We start from the raw sequence: 17,076 nt of genomic DNA, 5'->3' as shown, positions 1-17,076 counted from the left end.
CAACTGAGCTAGCGGCGCCTGCTGACGGAGATAACTCTACCTGACCTTGAGGGGTGCCTTCGACCACCTCCGGACGGCCGGAGGTGGTGCCGGGCGGCCGCGTACATCATTCGGACCGTCAAAGTGGCGGCCCGCTGGACAGTTGGGAAACTGACCAACGTGCACACACGCGGACAAATTACCTCTGAATGTGAGGCAGATCTCATGACCGCTCCGGTGTTCGTGGGCCGCCGTACGCCGCCGGGACGCCCGGTCGGCCGCCCGGCCGCCTGTGGTCTCGTCGCCGCCGCCGCGGTCGCCCTCCTCGGCGCGGCCGCCCCGGCCGCCGCCCTCCCCGTCGTCCCGCCCGCCGTCCAGCGCACCCACGTCCCCGCGGACAACGGGCCCGACACCCCGCAGGGCGGCCGGTCCGGGCTGCACGGCAAGAGCGCCGGCCCCGCCAACCCCGCCAACGTCCCCGCCACCACCCGGGCCGAGATCATCAAGCGGGCCAAGGTCTGGGTGACGGCGAAGGTGCCGTACAGCATGAGCACCTACTGGTCCGACGGGTACCGGCAGGACTGCTCCGGCTACGTCTCCATGGCCTGGAACCTCGGGACCAACGAGTGGACCGGCAGTCTCGGCTCGTTCGGCGTGAAGATCACCAAGGAGGAGCTGGAGCCCGGCGACATCCTGCTCTACCACAATCCCGACAACCCCGAGAAGGGCTCCCACGTGGTGATCTTCGGCGGCTGGACCGACTACACGCACGGCTCCTACACGGTCTACGAGCAGACACCCCCGAACGCCCGCAGCCAGCCCACGCCGTACCCGTACTGGAGCAACGCCGACAAGTACGTCCCCTACCGCTACAAGGGCGTGACCCCGGCCACCGCGGGCGCCCCGGCGGCCGACGGCAAGGGCGGGACCCGCTTCCTCGTCCGGTCCGCCGCCGCCGGCCACCCGGCCCGGCCCGTCTCGCACGGAGTGCCCGGCTACCCCGGCCGCGCCTTCTTCCTGCCGGGCGCGGAGAACGACCACGTCACCCAACTGGGCCGCCGGCTGGTGGAGAAAGGGTTCGGCAGGTTCTACGCCACCGGTCCCGGCCCGGTCTGGAGCGAGGCGGACCGCCGTGCCGTCGAGGCGTTCCAGCGCGCCCAGGGCTGGCGGGGCGGCGCGGCGGACGGCTACCCGGGCCCGGAGACCTGGCGCCGGCTCTTCCTGACCGCCGGCCCGGACCACGTGACCGGCACCTGACCCGCAACTCCCCACTCGTCCCCCGGAGGTACGAATGAGTACGACCACGTCACACACGCCGCCCGAGTCCGAGGGGCGACCGGAGGCCGCCGTGGGTCCGGGCGGCCTGCCGGGCCCGCTGGTCCAGAACGAGACGACCGCCGAGATCGCCGTCCCGCAGCCCTTCCTCGGCACCCCCGACCCGTCGTATCCGGCGAAGGTGCCGCCCAGGCCCGCCGCGCTGCGCCGCCGCCCGCTGCCGGAGGTCGACCCGGAGCTGGCCGAGCGCGCCGCGCGGGTGCTGCCGGGGGCGGCCGGAGTGCTCGCCGGGGTGTGCGGAATCGCCGGATGCGTGGCGACGACGTGGTGGGCGGGGCTGCTGCCCCGGCTCGCGACGCACGCGCTGGGGCTGCCGGTGCCCGCCGGTGCGGGACTCGGACCGGCGCAGTGGATCGCGTACGCCGGGGCCTGGATGCTGGGCGCGCTCGGCTTCGGCGGGCTGACCCGCGGGCGCACCGGACGGGCCTGGGTGCTCGGCCTGTTCGGCCGCTACCGGGGGACCGTCCGGCGCACCGGGCTGCTGTGGGTGAACCCGCTGCTGCCGCGCCACGGGGTGGACCTGCGACTGCGGCACTGGCGCAGCGAGGAGATGGCGGCGGCGGATCCGGACGGCTCGGGGCTCAGGGTGCAGGTCCTCGTGGTGTGGCGGGTCCGCGACACCGCGCGGGCGGTGTTCGGCGTCGAGAACTACGACACGTACCTGCACGCGTGCGTGGAGGCGGCGCTGGCCCGGGTGCCCGTGGAGCCGGAGGGCGAGGCCCGCGACGGCATGACGGAGGCCGGGGACGCGCTGACCCGGCTGGTGGCGGCGGAGAGCGCGCCGGTCGGCCTGGACGTCTTCTCGGTCCAGCCGGTCCGGGTGGAGTACGCCCCCGAGATCGCCGACGCGATGCACCGGCGCCGCATCGCCCGGCTGGACGCCCGGCAGCGGGCCCGCATGCTCAGCTCGGTGGTCGACTCGGTGGAGGACACGGTGGCCCGGCTGACCGGGCGCGGCCTGGTGGAACTCGACGACCACGAGCGCAAGGCGCTGGTGCGGGACCTGACGGTCGCCTTCTGCTCGGGGCGCGGAGAGCCGGCGTAGCCCACGCTGCGATTGGTATGGACATGCTCAAAGGGCGGCAATAGCCTGAAACTTGGTCTAGACCTAACCGCACCACCTGCACAGCTCACCCGAACTCCCCACGTTCTCGAGGAGCGGCAGCATGCGCACCAAGACCAATTTCCCGGCGATGGCCGCGGTCGTGCTCGGGGTGGTGACCGCCGGCGCGTTCGCGCTCTCCACCGGCGGCGCCAGCGGGCACGGCTACACCGACCTCCCCATCAGCAGGCAGAAGCTCTGCGCCAACGGCACGGTGACGAACTGCGGCGACATCCAGTACGAGCCGCAGAGCGTCGAGGGCCCCAAGGGCTTCCCGGCCGCCGGACCCGCCGACGGCCAGATCTGCAACGGCGGCCTCGACCGGTTCGCCCAGCTCAGCTCGCCGACCACCCCCTCCGGCGGGGCCTGGCCCGCCACCCGGGTGACGGGCGGCCAGACGTACACCTTCCGCTGGCAGTTCACCGCCATGCACGCCACGACCGACTTCACGTACTACGTCACCAAGCAGGGCTGGAACCAGAACCACCCCCTGTCCCGCTCGGACCTCGATCTCACCCCGTTCCTGACGGTGCCGTACAACGGCCAGCGCCCGCCGGCCACCCTCAGCCACAGCGGCACCCTGCCGAGCGGGCTGAGCGGGCACCACGTCATCCTCGCGGTGTGGACGATCGCCGACACGGGCAACGCGTTCTACGCCTGCTCGGACGTCACGTTCTGAGCTTCCCCTGAGCCCATGGCGCGGCCGGCGTGGGTAGGTTCCTGCCACGCCGGCCGACCAGGGCCGGTGCACGGCATGCGGGGGGACTCATGGAGGCGATGTTCTACGTCGTACCGGCGCTCATGATCGCCATGGCGGTCCGCGCCCTGGTCAGGGTGATCGGCCGGGCCCGGGAGGTGCGCGCCGCCTGGAACGGCGGACTGACGGCCGAGGCGCGCTGCCTGCGGACGTACACGACGACCAGCGGCGGCGGGGAGACCTCCGTCAGCACGACGCTGCATCACGTGTACGAGTTCACCACCCGCGGGGGCCGCGCCGTGCGCTTCGAGGAGAGCAACGGGCCGGGGACGGTCGTCGAGGGCGACGTCGTCACCGTGCACTACGCGGCCGAGCGCCCCGAGCGCGCGACCGCGCAGGCCCCGGCCCCCGGCAGACTCGTGGCCGAATCGGGCTGCCTGCTGGCGTTCCTCGGGGTCTTCATCGCGGGCTGCGTCGCCTTCATGGTCAGCGCCCACCTGATGTTCTCGGCCGCGGACGGGTTCCTGCCGTAGCCCGTCGGGGACGCCGAAGGGCCCCTCGCTCTCGCGAAGGGCCCTTCTTCGGTGCGCCGCCAGGGACTCGAACCCCGGACCCGCTGATTAAGAGTCAGCTGCTCTAACCAACTGAGCTAGCGGCGCATGACTCTCGCCTTCCGCCGGATTCTGTCTCCCGCGGCTGGCGACGAAGAAAATACTACCTGGTCCGGGAGGGTGCTCGTGACCACCCCTCCCGCGCCCCTCAGAGCGTGAGCGACAGCAGCAGCGGCGCCGCGTTGCGGTTGAGCGCGTCCGCCGCCTGCTTCAGCCGGTGCGCGTGCTCCACCGGGAGGGACAGGGCGAGGCAGCCCACCGAGGAGCCCGCGGTGATCGGGACGGCCGCGCAGACCGTGCCGACCGCGTACTCCTGGAGGTCGAGCACCGGCACCGTCGGCGGCTGGGACTCCAGGCGGGAGAGCAGCAGCTTGTCGCTGGTGATGGTGCGCGAGGTGAGGCGGGCCATCCGGTGCCGGGAGAGATGGTCGCGCCGGCCGTTGTGGTCGAGCTGCGTCAGCAGGCTCTTGCCGACGGCGGTGGCGTGCGCGGAGTAGCGGAAGTCCACCCATTCGTTCACCGCCGGGGTGGCCGGGCCGGCGGCGTACTGGGTGACCCTGACCTCGCCGTCGACGTACCGGCTCATGTAGACCGCCGCGCCGACCGAGTCGCGCAGCCGGTCCAGGGTGTGCTGGAGCTTCTCGCCCAGGGCCCGCTCGTGGTCGTGCGCCGAGGTGAGCCGGCGCAGGGTGTCGCCCGTGACGTACGCCCCGTCGCCGATCTGCTCGACGTATCCCTCGCGGCGCAGCATGCGCAGCAGTGCGGTGAGCCGCTCGGTGCCGAGGCCGGTGCCGCGGGCCAGCTCGGTGTCGGTGACCCCGGCGGAGTGGCGCGCCACGGTCTCCAGCACGCGCAGCGCGTCCTGGGCCGAGTGGTACGGGGCGGTCGGCTCGTGCGTCAGTGCCACGGTGTTCCCCCTGGCTCGCCTGTCTGGCCGCGAATTCCGGTCGGCGGATCGGTACCACGATATCGGGCAAAGGGCCCCTGGGGAGAGGGTGTTGGCGAGATTGTGGTGTCCACTGTCCTCGCCTCTGCCCTCTCCCAACTGCGGTACCAGCCCCTGGCATATGCCAAAGGCACCGTCACAGGACCGCGCTGAGGAATTCCCGGGTGCGCTCCTGCTCCGGGTCGCCGAAGATCCGCTCCGGCGGGCCCGACTCGATGACCCGGCCGCCGTCGAACATCAGGACCTGGTCGGAGATGTCCCGGGCGAAACCCATCTCGTGGGTCACACAGAGCATCGTGATGTCGGTGGTGTGCGCGATCTCCCTGAGAAGGTCGAGCACCCCGGCCACCAGCTCCGGATCCAGGGCCGAGGTCACCTCGTCGAGGAGCAGGATCTCCGGCCGCATGGCGAGGGCCCGGGCGATCGCCACGCGCTGCTGCTGACCACCGGACAGCTGGGTGGGGTGCGCGGTGATCTTCTCGCGGAGGCCCACCATGTCGAGGAGCTCCCCGGCGCGCTCCTCGGCCTCGGCGCGGTCCAGGCCGAGAACGCTGACCGGGGCCTCGGTGATGTTCTGCAGCACGTTCATGTTCGGAAACAGGTTGAACTGCTGGAAGACCATCCCGATCTTCTTGCGGACCTCGCGCTGGTACTTCTCGTCGGCCGGCTTGAGGGAGCCGTTCGGGCCGGCCATGTGGGACAGCGGGCGACCGCCCACCAGGATCAGGCCCTCGCTGATCCGCTCCAGGGTCATCAGCAGCCGCAGGATGGTGGTCTTGCCGGAACCACTCGGCCCGATCAGGGTCACATGCCGACCGCGTTCGACCGTGAAGTCCAGGTGGTCGAGCACGACGTGGTCGCCGTAGCGCTTGACCACCTGGTCGAACTCGATCAGGTGGCCCGCCGCGACGGTGTCCTGCGCGCGGTGCTCGGTGTCCGGCTTCTGCAGGGGATCAGTGGCCAAGGCGCTTCTCCAGTTTTCTCATCAGAAGCGAGGTGGGGTAACTCGCCACAAGGAAGATCAGGCCCGCGAGGGTGAACGTCTCGGCGTAGACGAAGTGGTTCGCCCCGTACTCCCGGGCCTGGGCGACCATCTCCGTGACGGTGATGACGGCCAGGAACGGGGTCTCCTTGAACATGGAGATGCCGTAGTTGCCCAGTGCGGGCAGTACGTTGCGCACCGCCTGCGGAAGGATCACCGCCTGCCAGGTGCGGCGCGGCGACAACGAGAGCGCCCGGCAGGCCTCCCACTGACCCCTGGGCACGGCGTCGATGCCCGCCCGGTACACCTCCGACAGGTAGGAGGCGTAGTGGATGCCGAGCACCGCGATACCGATGGTCAGCGGTCTGACCGTGTTGAAGACCGCGTAGGCGCCGACCAGCTGCACCAGCAGCGGGGTGGACCGTACGAACTCGGTCACGGCCCGCACCGGAATGGTCACCAACCGGGTCGGCGCCCGGCCCAGCATGGCGACGACCAGCCCGAGCACGGCGGCCACCAGGATGCCGAGGACCGTGGCCAGCAGCGTCGTCTCGAAACCCGTCAGCAGCAGGGGCAGCGCCTGCCGCATCGCGCCCCAGTCCCAGGTGTAGTTCACCGGGCACCTCCCGCCGTCTCGGACCTCCGGGCCCCTTCCGCGCTGCGGGAGCGCAGCAGGGAGCGGGCGGCCGGGCGCCGGCCGAGCCGGACCGCGGCGTGCCGCTCCAGGGCGTTCATCAGCAGCGTCAGGGCGTAGGCGAGGACGAAGTACAGCACCAGCAGCGTCAGGTACGCCCAGGTCGTCTCGCCGGTGCGGTCCCGCATCTGCTGGACCACCGTCGTCAGGTCGGCCGCCTGGATCAGCCACAGGAGCGGGGTGCACTTGACCAGCTGGATCAACAGGTTGGTGAACGGCGGGATCATCTGCACCCACGCCTGCGGCAGGATCACTCGGCGCATCCGCTGAAACGGTGTCATGTTCAGCGCGACGGCTGCCTCCCACTGCGCTCGCGGTACGGCGTTGAGCGCGCCGCGCACCACCTCGGAGCCGTACGCGCCGTAGTTCATGCCGAAGGCCAGTACACCGCAGAACAGCGGCGAGAGCTGGTAGCCGAACAGGAGCGGGAAGGCGTAGAACAGCCAGAAGAGCTGGACGTACAGCGAGGTCCCGCGGAAGAACTCCACGATCACCCGCGACGCTCCGCGCACGAGCACGGGCCGGCTGTTGGCCATGAAGCCGAACACGAAGGACAGGGTGAGGGCGACGGCCGAGCCGAGGACCGTCGCCTCGAGCGTGACCGCCAGCCCCGACCACACGTCCGGCAGGTGGCCGAAGAAATAGGAGTAGAAGTCACCCATGGGCAGGCGTCACCGTCAGCCCTTGCACAGGTCGGCGGTCTTCAGGCCGGCCGGCGGGATGGTCTCCCTGCCGAATCCGTACTGCCCGATGAGCCGCACATAGCGCGCCGGGTCCGAAGTGATCTTCTTCAGCTGGGCGTTGAAGGCGTCTCGCAGTTCCTCGTTGCCCTTGCGGAAGACGGCGCCGCCCGGGCTGTACTCCTTCTTGCCGCCGATTTCCGGTATGAAGGGCGTGATGACCTCCAGGTCGCTGTTGTTCTTCGCCAGCCAGTTCAGCGAGATGCTGGTCAGCAGGAACGCGTCGATGCGGCCGCCCTTGACCGCGTCCGCTCCGTCCTGCGGCTTCTGCAGCGTCTTGATGTCGCCCTCGGAGATCCCGGCCGCGGTGGCGTAACTCTTCTCGACCGCGCCCGACATCACTCCGACGGTGACCCCGGCCTTCTTCGCCGACGCCAGGTCGGTCAGGTGCTTCGGGTTGCCCTTCTTCACCATCATCGCGGTCGGCGAGATGAACTCCGGCTCGGAGAACAGCGCCTTCGCACAGCGGTCCGGGATGATCGCCATGCCGGCGCTGATCACGTCGTACTTGCCGGCCTGCAACCCCGGGATCAGCCCGTCCCACTCGGAGAAGGTCGGGCGCAGCTCGTCGACGCCCAGGGCCTTGAAGATCTCCCGGTGCAGGGTGGGCGCCTCGCCCTTGAGCTGCCCGTTCTCCTCATAGCCGTAGGGGGCCTCGTTGGCGTAGGCCACCTTCACATAGCCCTGCTTCTTCAGCTGCGCCAGCTTCGAGCTCCCGTCGGTGCCGGTGTCCGTCTTGGTGCAGGCGGTCAGGAGTCCGGGGACGGTGAGCAGACCTCCGACGGCCGCGCTTCTGCTGAGGAAACCCCGGCGGGACAGGTTCGGGAACTCGGACATGGGCGTGCAACCTCCAGAGAGAGCCTTGCCAGGTCTGGCCGTAAACCGGTGGTGGCGCCTGCCCGATCTCCGGGAACTATGCGGTGAGTTCAGGGGTGTCATCAAAACGTGATCTACACGATCCCGTTCCGTGTCCAGCCGTGGTCGCCTCGTTCCTGGCCGTGCGCGGCACGATCTTCCGGACATATGGGTCGCGCAGCGAGCGTCAGGGTCCGAATCGCGAGTTAGGGGAGTTGCCCGAGGGGGTATTGGGACGGACTCGCGGGTGCTTGCGACGGTCGCGGACCGGGCAGGCGCACCGGAAGGGAACCCGAAGGAGGCGGAATGGCAGAACGTCATGTCGAAGTCGCGCTCGCCCGGCGAGGGGTCCGCTGCACGGCCCGCCTCCTGACCGATCGCGCGCCCCTGACCTGCGAGGCCGTCTGGCAGGCCCTGCCCCTGTCCGGCGACGTCTACCACGCCAAGTACGCGCGCAACGAGATCTACGCCCTCTTCCCGCCGTTCGCCTCGACGGAACCCCCACTGGAGAACCCGACGGTCACCCCGATTCCCGGCGACCTCTGTTACTTCTCCTTCGCGGGCGCCGAGCTGGGCACGAAGGCCTACGGCTACGACCGCGAGGTCCGCCCCGGCAGCACCGTCGTCGACCTGGCCCTGTTCTACGAGCGCAACAACCTGCTGCTCAACGGGGACGTGGGCTGGGTGCCCGGGATCGTCTGGGGCCAGGTGACCGACGGCCTCGACCGGATGGCCGAGGCCTGCAACGACCTGTGGCGGACCGGCGCGGCGGGGGAGACGCTCAGCTTCCGGCGGGCGTGACGGCCGCGGACGAGGCGATCCCCGCCTCGTACAGCGCGTGCGCGGCCCGCAGCACCAGGTCGTCCCGGTGCCGGGCCGCGACGAGCTGCATCCCCACCGGCAGCCCGGCCCCGTCCGTGCCCACCGGGACCGTCGCGGCGGGCTGCTGGGTCAGGTTGAAGGGGTAGGTGAAGGGGGTCCAGCCGGTCCAGCGGCGGTGCGCCGCCCCCTTCGGCACCTCCTCGCCCGCCTCGAACGCCGTGACCGGCAGCGTCGGCGTCACCAGCAGGTCGTACGCCTCGTGGAAGCGCCCCATGCGCCGCCCGAGGTCCATGCGGACGTCCACCGCGGCCAGATAGTCCAGCGCGCTGCGGCGGGCGCCCTGGACGCAGATCTCCCGCAGCCCGGGGTCCAGCAGCTGCCGCTTGCGCGGGGAGAAGCGCTCGGTGAGCCGGGCCGCGCCGCTGAACCACAGGGTGTGGAACGCCTCCACCGGGTCGCTGAAGTCGGGGTCGGTCTCCTCGACGTACGCGCCGAGGTCGGCGAGCCGGGCCACCGCCCGCCGGACCGCCGCCGCGACCTGCGGATCGACCGCCACCTGGCCGCCCAGCGACGGCGAGTACGCCACCCGCAGACCGCGCACCCCGCCCGCCAGGCCTTCCGTGAAGGAGCCCGGTGCGGGCGGCAGGGCCGACCAGTCGCGCGGGTCGGGGGCGCCGATCACGTCCAGCAGCAGCGCCGCGTCGGCCGCGTCCCGGGTCATCGGGCCCACGTGCGACAGCGTGCCGAACGCGCTCGCCGGGTACAGGGGCACCCTGCCGTAGGTCGGCTTCAGGCCGAAGATCCCGCAGAACGCGGCCGGGATCCGGATGCTGCCGCCGCCGTCCGTGCCCAGCGACAGCGGGCCCGCGCCGAGCGCGACGGCGGCCGCGCTGCCGCCGCTGGACCCGCCGCTGGTCCGGGACGGGTCGTGCGGGTTGCGGGTGATCCCCGACAGCGGGGAGTCCGTCACGCCCTTCCAGCCGAACTCGGGGGTCGTGGTCTTGCCGAGGAACACCGCGCCGTGCTCGCGCAGCCGGGCCACCGAGGGAGCGTCCTCGGCCCAGCCTCCCTGCTCGGGGACGGTCGAGGAGCCGCGCAGGGTCGGGTGGCCGCGCAGCAGGAGGATGTCCTTCACCGTCACCGGGACCCCGTCGAGCAGCCCCGCCGGCTCACCCCGCCGCCAGCGCGCCTGCGCCTCCCGGGCCCGCGCGAGCGCGTCCTCCTCGGTGAGCCGGACGAACGCGTTCACCTCCGGCTGGATCCGCCGGGCCCGTTCCAGCGCCTGTTCGGTCGCCTCCACGGGACTGAACTCGCCCTTGCGGTATCCGTCGAGGAGCTGGACGGCGGTCAGGTCGGTGAGCTGCATGCACCCTCCTGGAGGTTCAGTGCCCGGGGACGTAGCCGCGCTTCTTGTCGACCACGTTCACCAGTGATCTGCCCGCGGCCCACCGCTCGTACAACTCCACGAACTGCTTGCCCAGTTCGTCGCGCCAGCCGACCGTGTCGCCGCTCATGTGCGGGGAGACGATCAGCCCGGGCAGGCCCCACAGCGGGCTGTCCTCGGGGAGGGGCTCGGCCGTGAACACGTCGAGGGCCGCGCCCGCGATCCACCGCCGGGTCAGGGCCTGGGCCAGGGCGTCCTCGTCCACCAGCGCGCCGCGGCCGACGTTCACGAAGAACGCGGACGGCTGCATCACGCCGAAGCGGTGGGCGTCGAACATGTGGTGCGTCTGCTCGGTGAGCGGCGCGGCCGCGATCACCCAGTCCGCGCGCGAGACCAGCCGGTCCAGGTCGGCCGGGCCGTGGATGCCGGTCCGCGGGGTCCGCCCGACCAGCGCCGTCGTCACGCCGAGCGCCTTCAGGGTCCCTACGATCGCCCGGCCGATCGGGCCCGAGCCGACCACGCACGCGCGCGTGCCCGCCACCCGCCGGCTCTCCCGGTGCCGCCAGGCCCGCTCCCGCTGGTGCTCCAGCGTGCGCGGCAGATCCTTGGCCACGGCCAGCACCAGCGCCGCCACGTACTCGGCGATCGGCTGGTCGAAGATCCCGCGCGCGTTGGTCACGACGGTGTCGGACGCGGCCAGCTCCGGGCACATCAGATGCTCCACACCCGCGCTCGCCGTGTGCACCCAGCGCGGCCGGGGCCCCTCACCCGGCCAGGCCTCGCGGACCGCGTGCGAGGTGAAGTCCCAGACCAGCAGCACGTCCGCCTGCGGCAGCCGCTCGGCCAGCCGGTCCGCGCCGGTGTGCACGACACGGGCGCGACCGGTGAGGCGGCCGAGGCGCGGGAGGGGCTCGGCGTCCAGGACGAGCAGCGTGGGACGCGTGGGAAGGGTCGTCATACGGGGCGGCTCCGGGCGTCTGACGTGCACGGATCGTCCGCGCATTATGCGCGGATTGACCACGCTCGCACCCGAACCTACCTTCGTCAACACGGGCGTACTCGCGATCCGTTGCCCGCTCGCCCGCCGCTGTTCGCTTCCACTCGTCCACTCGTCCACCTGTCATGAGGCCGGAGCCTGCCATGGACGTTTCCTTTCTGGGCGGACCCTGTCCGCAGCGCGGTGTGGGGGTCGTCGCCCCTTTTGACTTCGCCCTCGACCGGGAGCTGTGGCGCTGGGTGCCCGACGAGGTGTCGCTGCATCTGACCCGCACGCCGTTCGTACCGGTCGAGGTGAGCCTGGACCTGGCCCGGCTGGTCAGCGAGCACGAGACCCTCGGCGACGCGGTCCGCGCGCTCACCGCCGTCGCCCCCGAGGTCGTCGCCTACGCCTGCGCCTCGGGCAGCTTCGTCGGCGGGGTGGCCGGGGAGCGGGCGATGTGCGCGGCGATGAGCCTGGCCGGCGCCCCGCCCTCGGTGACGACGTCCGGGGCGCTGCTGGAGGCGCTCGCCGAGCTGGACGTGCGCCGGGTCGCGCTGGTCACGCCGTACACGGTGTCCGTCACCCGGGTGCTGGAGGAGTTCGTCGCCGAGGCCGGGGTGCTGGTCACCGGGTGCGCCTTCATGGGGCTGACCCGGGAGATCTGGCGGGTCCCGTACCGGGACGTGGTCGCCATGGCCCGGCAGGCCGTCCGCCCCGGCCGGGCCGACGCGCTGTTCATCTCCTGCACCAACCTGCCGACGTACGACGTGATCCCCCAGCTGGAGGCCGAGCTGCGCATCCCGGTGCTGTCCGCCAACCAGGTCACGATGTGGGCGGCGCTGCGCAGGCTGGGTACCCGAGCGGTGGGGCCGTATCAGGCGCTGCTCGACGAGTCGGCGCGGGTGTGGCCGCCGCCCGTACCGCCGGTACTGCCGGAGGAGACGCAGGAATACTGAAGCAGGAATCAGGAATACGGAAAAGGACGGACATGACCGCACTCGGATTCCTCTACCCCGGCCACTCCGGCGAGGACGACTACCCGCGCATCGAGCAGCTCCTCGGCAGCGACGTCCGGCTGGACCTGGTCCACACCGACATCGGCGAGGACGCGCACCGGGTGGACGCGCTGCGCGCGATGGGCTCGCGGGAGCGGCTCGCGGCGGGGATGGCCCAGCTACGGCTGACGGGCGCGGAGACGGTGGTGTGGGCGTGCACCAGCGGCAGCTTCGTGCACGGCTGGGACGGCGCCCGTGACCAGGTGCGCGCCCTCGCGCAGGTGGCCGGGATGCCCGCCTCCTCGACCTCGTTCGCCTTCGTGCACGCGGCCCAGGAGATCGGGGTGCGGCGGGTCGCCGTCGGCGCGACCTACCCGGAGGACGTCGCCGGGCTGTTCGCGGACTTCCTGCGGGCCGGTGGTCTGGAGGTGACGGCGGTGCGCCCGTCCGGGATCATCACGGCGGCCGAGGTCGGCACGTGGGGGGAGAAGGAGGTGCTGGCGCTGGCCCGCGCGGCCGACGGCTCCGGCGCGCAGGCGGTCCTGCTCCCGGACACGGCCCTGCACACGGCCGCGTTTCTGCCGCGGCTGGAGAAGGAGCTGGGCAAGCCGGTGCTCACGGCCAACCAGGTGACCGTGTGGGAGGGGCTGCGGCTGGCGGACCGGCGGGTGAACGCGCCGAGGCTCGGGACCCTGTTCACGCGCGAACCGATCGTCCAGGTCTGAGTCCGGAGCGGGGGAGCGGCACGAGAGGTCGGTGCGAGAGGTCGGTGCGAGAGGGCGGCACGAGAGGCCGGAATAACCGGAGAGTGCCTCCTGTTATGGGCGGACGCACAGCTCACGCCCATTCCACAGGAGGCCACACCGTGTCGGCAGACGAGGCAGACGAGATCCGGGGCACGACGCACGGGAGCGCCCCCGTCCCCCTCTCCGTACTGGACCTGGTGACCGTCGGCGCGGGCAGCACGGCGGGCGACGCCCTGCGCACCAGCGTCGAGCTGTCCCGGTACGCGGAGGCCCGGGGCTTCACCCGGTACTGGGTGGCCGAGCACCACTCCATGCCCGGCGTCGCCTCCTCCTCGCCCGCGGTGATCCTCGCCCACCTCGCCGCCCACACCGAGCGCATCCGGCTCGGCTCGGGCGGCGTCATGCTGCCCAACCACGCGCCGCTCGTCATCGCCGAGCAGTTCGGCACGCTGGAGGCGATGGCCCCGGGCCGCGTCGACCTGGGCCTCGGCCGGGCGCCGGGCACGGACGGCGCCACCGCCGCGGCCCTGCGCCGCAGCGACACCCTGAGCGAAGGCGCCGACGACTTCCCGCAGCAGCTCGCCGAGCTGACCCGCTTCCTGGACGACGACTTCCCCGACGGGCATCCGTACGGCCGTATCCACGCCATCCCGGGCCCCGTCCAGGCCACCAGCCCCGGCGGCGTCCAGTCCCCGCACCGGCCGCCGATCTGGCTGCTCGGCTCCTCCGGCTTCAGCGCGCGCCTCGCCGCGATGCTGGGCCTGCCCTTCGCCTTCGCGCACCACTTCTCCGCGCAGAACACCGTCCCGGCCCTCGACCTGTACCGCGAGACCTTCCGGCCCTCCGCGGTCCTCGACGAGCCGTACGCCCTCATCGGCGTGTCCACGCTCGCCACGGACGACCCGCGCGAGGCCCGCCGCCAGACCCGGGCGATGGCCCTGAACATGCTCCGGCTGCGCACCGGCCGCCCCGGTCTCTTCCCCGACCCGGCCGAGGCCGAGAAGCACGAGTTCACCCCGATGGAGGAGGAGTTCATCGGCTCCTGGACGGCCAACATCGTGCACGGCACCGCCGACGAGGTCCGCTCCGGCCTGGACGACCTGCACAAGCGCACCGGCGCCGACGAGCTGATGCTCGTCTCCCACGCCCACCGCGGCGAACTGCGGCTGCGCTCCTACGAGTTGATCGCCGACGCCTACGGACTGCCGCAGGCCTGACGCCGCGGTCGCGAGGGCGCGGGACGGCCGGGCCGGCCGCGACGGTCAGGGCCGGGGGCAGACGTCGGTGCCGAGCAGCTCGGAGATGCGATCCGGCGGCACCGGGCGGGAGTACAGCCAGCCCTGTCCGGTGTCGCAGCCGATCCGGCGCAGCCGGGTGGCCTGCGCGGAGGTCTCCACGCACTCGGCGGTGACCGTGATGCCGAGCCGGTGCGCCAGCTGGATCATCGCCTCGACGATGACCTCGTCCGCCGGGTTGGGCGCGATCGCCTTCTGGTCGCCCTCGTACTGGAAGCCGCGCACGAAGGAGCCGTCCAGCTTCAGCGTGGAGACCGGAAGCCTGCTGAGGTAGGCGAGGTTGGAGTAGCCGGTGCCGAAGTCGTCGATGGCGATGCGCACGCCCATGTCGCTGAGGGCCTGGAGGGCCTGGAGCGGGCGGCCCGCCGAGCCCATCACCGCCGACTCGGTCAGCTCCAGCTGGAGCAGATGCGGCGCGAGCCCGGTCTCGGCGAGCACCTGTGCCACGTCGGCGACCAGGTCGGAGTCCCACACCTGCCGCACGGCCACGTTGACGCTGACGAAGATGGGCGGCTCGCCGGGGTGGTCCAGCTGCCAGCGGCGGGCCTGCCGGCAGGCGGTGTTCAGCGCCCAGCGGCCGAGCTGGACGATCGAGCCGTCCTCCTCGGCCAGTCCGATGAACCGATTCGGCGTCAGCGTGCCGAACTGCGGGTGATGCCAGCGCACCAGTGCCTCGACCCCGGACAGCCGGCCGTCCTCCATGCCGACCAACGGCTGGTACTCGAGGGCGAATTCACCGCGCTCGATGGCGGGGCGCAGGGTGGAGGACAGGGCCTGCCGGGTCATCCGGTGCGCGTTGCGCTCGGGGTCGAACAGGGTCCAGCGGCCCTTGCCGTCGGCCTTCGCCCAGTACAGGGTCGTGTCCGCCGCCTGCATGAGACCGGTGGCCGTCGTCCCCGCCGCGTGGCGCTCCACCACCCCGATGGACGCGGTCAGCGACAGCCGCTGTCCGGCCAGGTCGAAGGGGTCCTCCAGGGCCTTCAGCGCCGACTCGGCGAGATCGGCGAGCTGTTCGGTGCCGGTGGAGTCCTCGACCAGCAGCGCGAACTCGTCACCGCCGAGCCGGGCCACCAGGGGGGTCATGGCGCGGGCGTACCCCGCCTCGTCGGCGACCCGGGTCAGCCGTTCGGCGACGGCCGCGAGCAGCCGGTCGCCGACGCGGTGGCCGAGGGTGTCGTTGACGGCCTTGAAGCCGTCGAGGTCCAGATAGCACAGGCCGATCCGCCCGGTGCCGCTCTGCTCGTACGACTCCGCCTCCAGCGCGCCCGAGAGCCGCTCGAAGAAGAGCGTGCGGTTGGGCAGCCGGGTCACCGGGTCGTGCATCTGCAAGTGCCGCAACCGCGCCTGGAGTTCACGACGGGCGCTGATGTCCGCGACCGACAGCAGCACCCCGGGCTCCGTGCCGCTGTACGGCGCCGAGGGGTCGTCGCCCGCGAGCGGCGACACGGTGACCTGCACCCATACCGAGTGCCCCTCGGGGTGTTTGAGCCGGCGGGTGCAGCGCAGCCGGGCCTGCCGGCCGCGCAGGACCTCGCGGTAGGCGTGCCAACTGCGGGCGTCCGAGGCCAGGTCCACCAGATCGGCGGCGACCCGGCCGGTGAGGGGGGTGTCCGCGGACGCGCCGAGGAGCTCCCCGAAGGCCGCGTTGGAGCGGACGACGAGTCCCGCGCGGTCCACGACGGCCATGGCGAGCGGGGCCGCCGCGAAGACACGGTGATAGAAGGTGTGGTCACTGTCTGTAACGGCTGACCGGTCGAGGTCTGCCGCGGGCGTCGGCCCTTCGGACGTTCCGCTCACCGCTCGCTCCCGCAGTGCACTCGATCTCTGTCCGTGCCGGAAAGTGTGCCGATCATAGAGGCTGGCCCCGGGCCCTTCCAGCCACTCTCCAGTGTCCCGGATCGAGCAAGGGTTCTGACAGATCGTTTCTGCCCGCACCTGGGCGGGTTCTTCGAGCCGCCGACCAGTTGTGACGTTCCGTGAGTGACACGGGGTGTCGAGCGCCGGGGTGCGCCGGTGCGCGGCGGGGCGCGCTCACCCTTCCGGTGCAGATAAACAGGGCATAGCGCAACAAATAACATCAATCTGGAGGACGGGTCCCTGATTCGCATCCGGAGGTGACGTCCGTGCCCAAGCTGCGCAGCACCGCCGCCGTGTGCACCACGCTGTCGGCGCTCGCCGCCACCTCGATCCTCGGCAGCCCCTCGGCCGCCGAGCCCTTCTCCACCACCCCCTGCGTCCTGCACCGCACCGACGACCACCACTCGGAGGGCCTGGACTCCTGGAACCCGGACTACACCCACCCGACCGGCACCCTCGACGCCGTCCTCGTCTTCCTCTCCTTCCCGGACGCCATCCCCCGGCTGACCCCCGCCCGGCTGACGGCCGATCACTTCCCGGCCACCAGCCGCTACTACGAGCAGGCCTCCTACGGCCGCTTCACCCTGCGCGCCCACCCGGTGAACCACTGGCTGCGCATGCCGAAGCCGTCCACGGCGTACGCCATGAAGCGCGACTGGAGCGCCGAGAAACGCGGCACCTACCTGCGGGACGCGTTCGCGGCGGCCGACAAGGACGTGGACTTCTCCCGCTACCAGGTCGTGTACCTGGTCGCCGACCCGGACGCGCCCGGCGTCGACTCGGACGCCACGAAGGTCGTGAACCTCGACACGCCGATCCACGTGGACGGCACGGACGTCCGCCGGGTCGTCACGGTCTTCGAGAAGCACCCGCCGGACCGGCTGGTCCTCGCCCACGAGACCGGCCATGTCTTCGACCTGCCGGACCTCTACCACCGCCCGGTCGACGGCAAGGGCGACTGGGACACCTACGTCGGCGACTGGGATCTGATGGGAAGTCAGTTCGGCCTCGCGCCCGACCTGTTCGCGTGGCACAAGTGGAAACTGGGCTGGCTGGA

17 protein-coding genes and 1 tRNA gene are annotated in these 17,076 nt (G+C 71.8%); 9 read left to right on the top strand and 9 right to left on the bottom strand.

Features of this window, described 5'->3' with window-relative positions; genetic code table 11:
* Positions 1 to 204: 204 nt before the first annotated feature.
* The 4 genes from BIV23_RS44230 to BIV23_RS44215 all read left to right on the top strand — a co-directional run bounded on the left by BIV23_RS44230 (position 205) and on the right by BIV23_RS44215 (position 3,646).
* Entirely contained in the window at positions 205 to 1,236 is a 1,032-nt protein-coding gene (locus BIV23_RS44230; RefSeq protein ID WP_079173811.1) for a peptidoglycan-binding protein, read from the top strand.
* Positions 1,237 to 1,270: 34 nt separating this feature from the next.
* The gene (locus BIV23_RS44225) at positions 1,271 to 2,359 is read left to right on the top strand and encodes an SPFH domain-containing protein (RefSeq protein ID WP_071386653.1); all 1,089 of its coding nucleotides are present in this window, start codon (positions 1,271 to 1,273) and stop codon (positions 2,357 to 2,359) included.
* 121 nt (positions 2,360 to 2,480) lie between these two features.
* Positions 2,481 to 3,095, top strand: a complete 615-nt coding sequence (locus tag BIV23_RS44220; RefSeq protein ID WP_071386652.1) for a lytic polysaccharide monooxygenase auxiliary activity family 9 protein — start codon at positions 2,481 to 2,483, stop codon at positions 3,093 to 3,095.
* 89 nt (positions 3,096 to 3,184) lie between these two features.
* The gene (locus tag BIV23_RS44215; RefSeq protein ID WP_071386651.1) at positions 3,185 to 3,646 is read left to right on the top strand and encodes a DUF3592 domain-containing protein; all 462 of its coding nucleotides are present in this window, start codon (positions 3,185 to 3,187) and stop codon (positions 3,644 to 3,646) included.
* A gap of 52 nt (positions 3,647 to 3,698) precedes the next feature.
* Here BIV23_RS44215 and BIV23_RS44210 read toward each other — a convergent pair.
* From BIV23_RS44210 to ehuB, 6 genes are all read right to left on the bottom strand, one after another.
* Positions 3,699 to 3,772: transfer RNA gene (locus BIV23_RS44210), tRNA-Lys, on the bottom strand.
* A 100-nt stretch (positions 3,773 to 3,872) separates the two neighbouring features.
* Entirely contained in the window at positions 3,873 to 4,631 is a 759-nt protein-coding gene (locus BIV23_RS44205) for an IclR family transcriptional regulator (protein WP_071386650.1), read from the bottom strand.
* Positions 4,632 to 4,806: 175 nt separating this feature from the next.
* Entirely contained in the window at positions 4,807 to 5,634 is an 828-nt protein-coding gene (gene ehuA / locus BIV23_RS44200; RefSeq protein WP_079173810.1) for an ectoine/hydroxyectoine ABC transporter ATP-binding protein EhuA, read from the bottom strand.
* On the bottom strand, positions 5,624 to 6,241 hold the full coding sequence (gene ehuD / locus BIV23_RS44195) for an ectoine/hydroxyectoine ABC transporter permease subunit EhuD (protein WP_177240258.1): 618 nt from the start codon (positions 6,239 to 6,241) through the stop codon (positions 5,624 to 5,626). The genes ehuA and ehuD overlap by 11 nt, the downstream gene beginning before the upstream one ends.
* A gap of 23 nt (positions 6,242 to 6,264) precedes the next feature.
* Positions 6,265 to 7,008 (bottom strand): ectoine/hydroxyectoine ABC transporter permease subunit EhuC, encoded by a 744-nt coding sequence (gene ehuC / locus BIV23_RS44190; RefSeq protein WP_071386648.1) that lies wholly within the window; start codon positions 7,006 to 7,008, stop codon positions 6,265 to 6,267.
* A gap of 15 nt (positions 7,009 to 7,023) precedes the next feature.
* On the bottom strand, positions 7,024 to 7,923 hold the full coding sequence (ehuB, locus tag BIV23_RS44185; RefSeq protein WP_071386647.1) for an ectoine/hydroxyectoine ABC transporter substrate-binding protein EhuB: 900 nt from the start codon (positions 7,921 to 7,923) through the stop codon (positions 7,024 to 7,026).
* 324 nt (positions 7,924 to 8,247) lie between these two features.
* Here ehuB and BIV23_RS44180 point away from each other — a divergent pair, with 324 nt between their 5' ends.
* A complete protein-coding gene (locus BIV23_RS44180) occupies positions 8,248 to 8,742 on the top strand; it encodes a DUF3830 family protein (protein ID WP_071386646.1) in 495 nt (164 codons plus the stop codon).
* On the opposite strand, the gene BIV23_RS44175 is transcribed toward BIV23_RS44180, so the two are convergent.
* Positions 8,723 to 10,129, bottom strand: a complete 1,407-nt coding sequence (locus tag BIV23_RS44175; RefSeq protein ID WP_071386645.1) for an amidase — start codon at positions 10,127 to 10,129, stop codon at positions 8,723 to 8,725. The two genes, BIV23_RS44180 and BIV23_RS44175, sit on opposite strands and share 20 nt — an antisense overlap.
* A gap of 16 nt (positions 10,130 to 10,145) precedes the next feature.
* Positions 10,146 to 11,105: a D-2-hydroxyacid dehydrogenase gene (locus tag BIV23_RS44170; protein ID WP_071386644.1), complete on the bottom strand. Its 960-nt coding sequence runs from the start codon at positions 11,103 to 11,105 to the stop codon at positions 10,146 to 10,148.
* 182 nt (positions 11,106 to 11,287) lie between these two features.
* Here BIV23_RS44170 and BIV23_RS44165 point away from each other — a divergent pair, with 182 nt between their 5' ends.
* The 3 genes from BIV23_RS44165 to BIV23_RS44155 all read left to right on the top strand — a co-directional run bounded on the left by BIV23_RS44165 (position 11,288) and on the right by BIV23_RS44155 (position 14,084).
* The gene (locus BIV23_RS44165) at positions 11,288 to 12,082 is read left to right on the top strand and encodes a maleate cis-trans isomerase family protein (protein WP_071386643.1); all 795 of its coding nucleotides are present in this window, start codon (positions 11,288 to 11,290) and stop codon (positions 12,080 to 12,082) included.
* 32 nt (positions 12,083 to 12,114) lie between these two features.
* A complete protein-coding gene (locus BIV23_RS44160) occupies positions 12,115 to 12,846 on the top strand; it encodes a maleate cis-trans isomerase family protein (protein ID WP_071386642.1) in 732 nt (243 codons plus the stop codon).
* A gap of 140 nt (positions 12,847 to 12,986) precedes the next feature.
* On the top strand, positions 12,987 to 14,084 hold the full coding sequence (locus BIV23_RS44155) for an LLM class flavin-dependent oxidoreductase (RefSeq protein ID WP_071386641.1): 1,098 nt from the start codon (positions 12,987 to 12,989) through the stop codon (positions 14,082 to 14,084).
* A 45-nt stretch (positions 14,085 to 14,129) separates the two neighbouring features.
* Here BIV23_RS44155 and BIV23_RS44150 read toward each other — a convergent pair whose 3' ends face one another.
* The gene (locus BIV23_RS44150) at positions 14,130 to 15,959 is read right to left on the bottom strand and encodes a putative bifunctional diguanylate cyclase/phosphodiesterase (RefSeq protein ID WP_071386640.1); all 1,830 of its coding nucleotides are present in this window, start codon (positions 15,957 to 15,959) and stop codon (positions 14,130 to 14,132) included.
* A 326-nt stretch (positions 15,960 to 16,285) separates the two neighbouring features.
* Between BIV23_RS44150 and BIV23_RS44145 the strand changes: the two genes are divergently transcribed.
* On the top strand, positions 16,286 to 17,076 hold a 791-nt coding region (locus BIV23_RS44145), incomplete at its 3' end, for a M6 family metalloprotease domain-containing protein (RefSeq protein ID WP_177240256.1).

The sequence above is a fragment of the Streptomyces monashensis genome, assembly GCF_001866665.1.
Lineage (GTDB): Bacteria > Actinomycetota > Actinomycetes > Streptomycetales > Streptomycetaceae > Streptomyces > Streptomyces monashensis.
This window is presented reverse-complemented; position numbering and strand designations above follow the sequence as displayed.

Bases quoted from the DNA above. Each gene is read 5' to 3' on its own strand.
- BIV23_RS44230 (WP_079173811.1), top strand. From the start codon at position 205: ATGACCGCTCCGGTGTTCGTGGGCCGCCGTACGCCGCCGGGACGCCCG.
- BIV23_RS44225 (WP_071386653.1), top strand. From the start codon at position 1,271: ATGAGTACGACCACGTCACACACGCCGCCCGAGTCCGAGGGGCGACCG.
- BIV23_RS44220 (WP_071386652.1), top strand. From the start codon at position 2,481: ATGCGCACCAAGACCAATTTCCCGGCGATGGCCGCGGTCGTGCTCGGG.
- BIV23_RS44215 (WP_071386651.1), top strand. From the start codon at position 3,185: ATGGAGGCGATGTTCTACGTCGTACCGGCGCTCATGATCGCCATGGCG.
- ehuD (WP_177240258.1), bottom strand. From the start codon at position 6,241: ATGCGGCAGGCGCTGCCCCTGCTGCTGACGGGTTTCGAGACGACGCTG.
- ehuC (WP_071386648.1), bottom strand. From the start codon at position 7,008: ATGGGTGACTTCTACTCCTATTTCTTCGGCCACCTGCCGGACGTGTGG.
- ehuB (WP_071386647.1), bottom strand. From the start codon at position 7,923: ATGTCCGAGTTCCCGAACCTGTCCCGCCGGGGTTTCCTCAGCAGAAGC.
- BIV23_RS44180 (WP_071386646.1), top strand. From the start codon at position 8,248: ATGGCAGAACGTCATGTCGAAGTCGCGCTCGCCCGGCGAGGGGTCCGC.
- BIV23_RS44175 (WP_071386645.1), bottom strand. From the start codon at position 10,129: ATGCAGCTCACCGACCTGACCGCCGTCCAGCTCCTCGACGGATACCGC.
- BIV23_RS44170 (WP_071386644.1), bottom strand. From the start codon at position 11,105: ATGACGACCCTTCCCACGCGTCCCACGCTGCTCGTCCTGGACGCCGAG.
- BIV23_RS44165 (WP_071386643.1), top strand. From the start codon at position 11,288: ATGGACGTTTCCTTTCTGGGCGGACCCTGTCCGCAGCGCGGTGTGGGG.
- BIV23_RS44160 (WP_071386642.1), top strand. From the start codon at position 12,115: ATGACCGCACTCGGATTCCTCTACCCCGGCCACTCCGGCGAGGACGAC.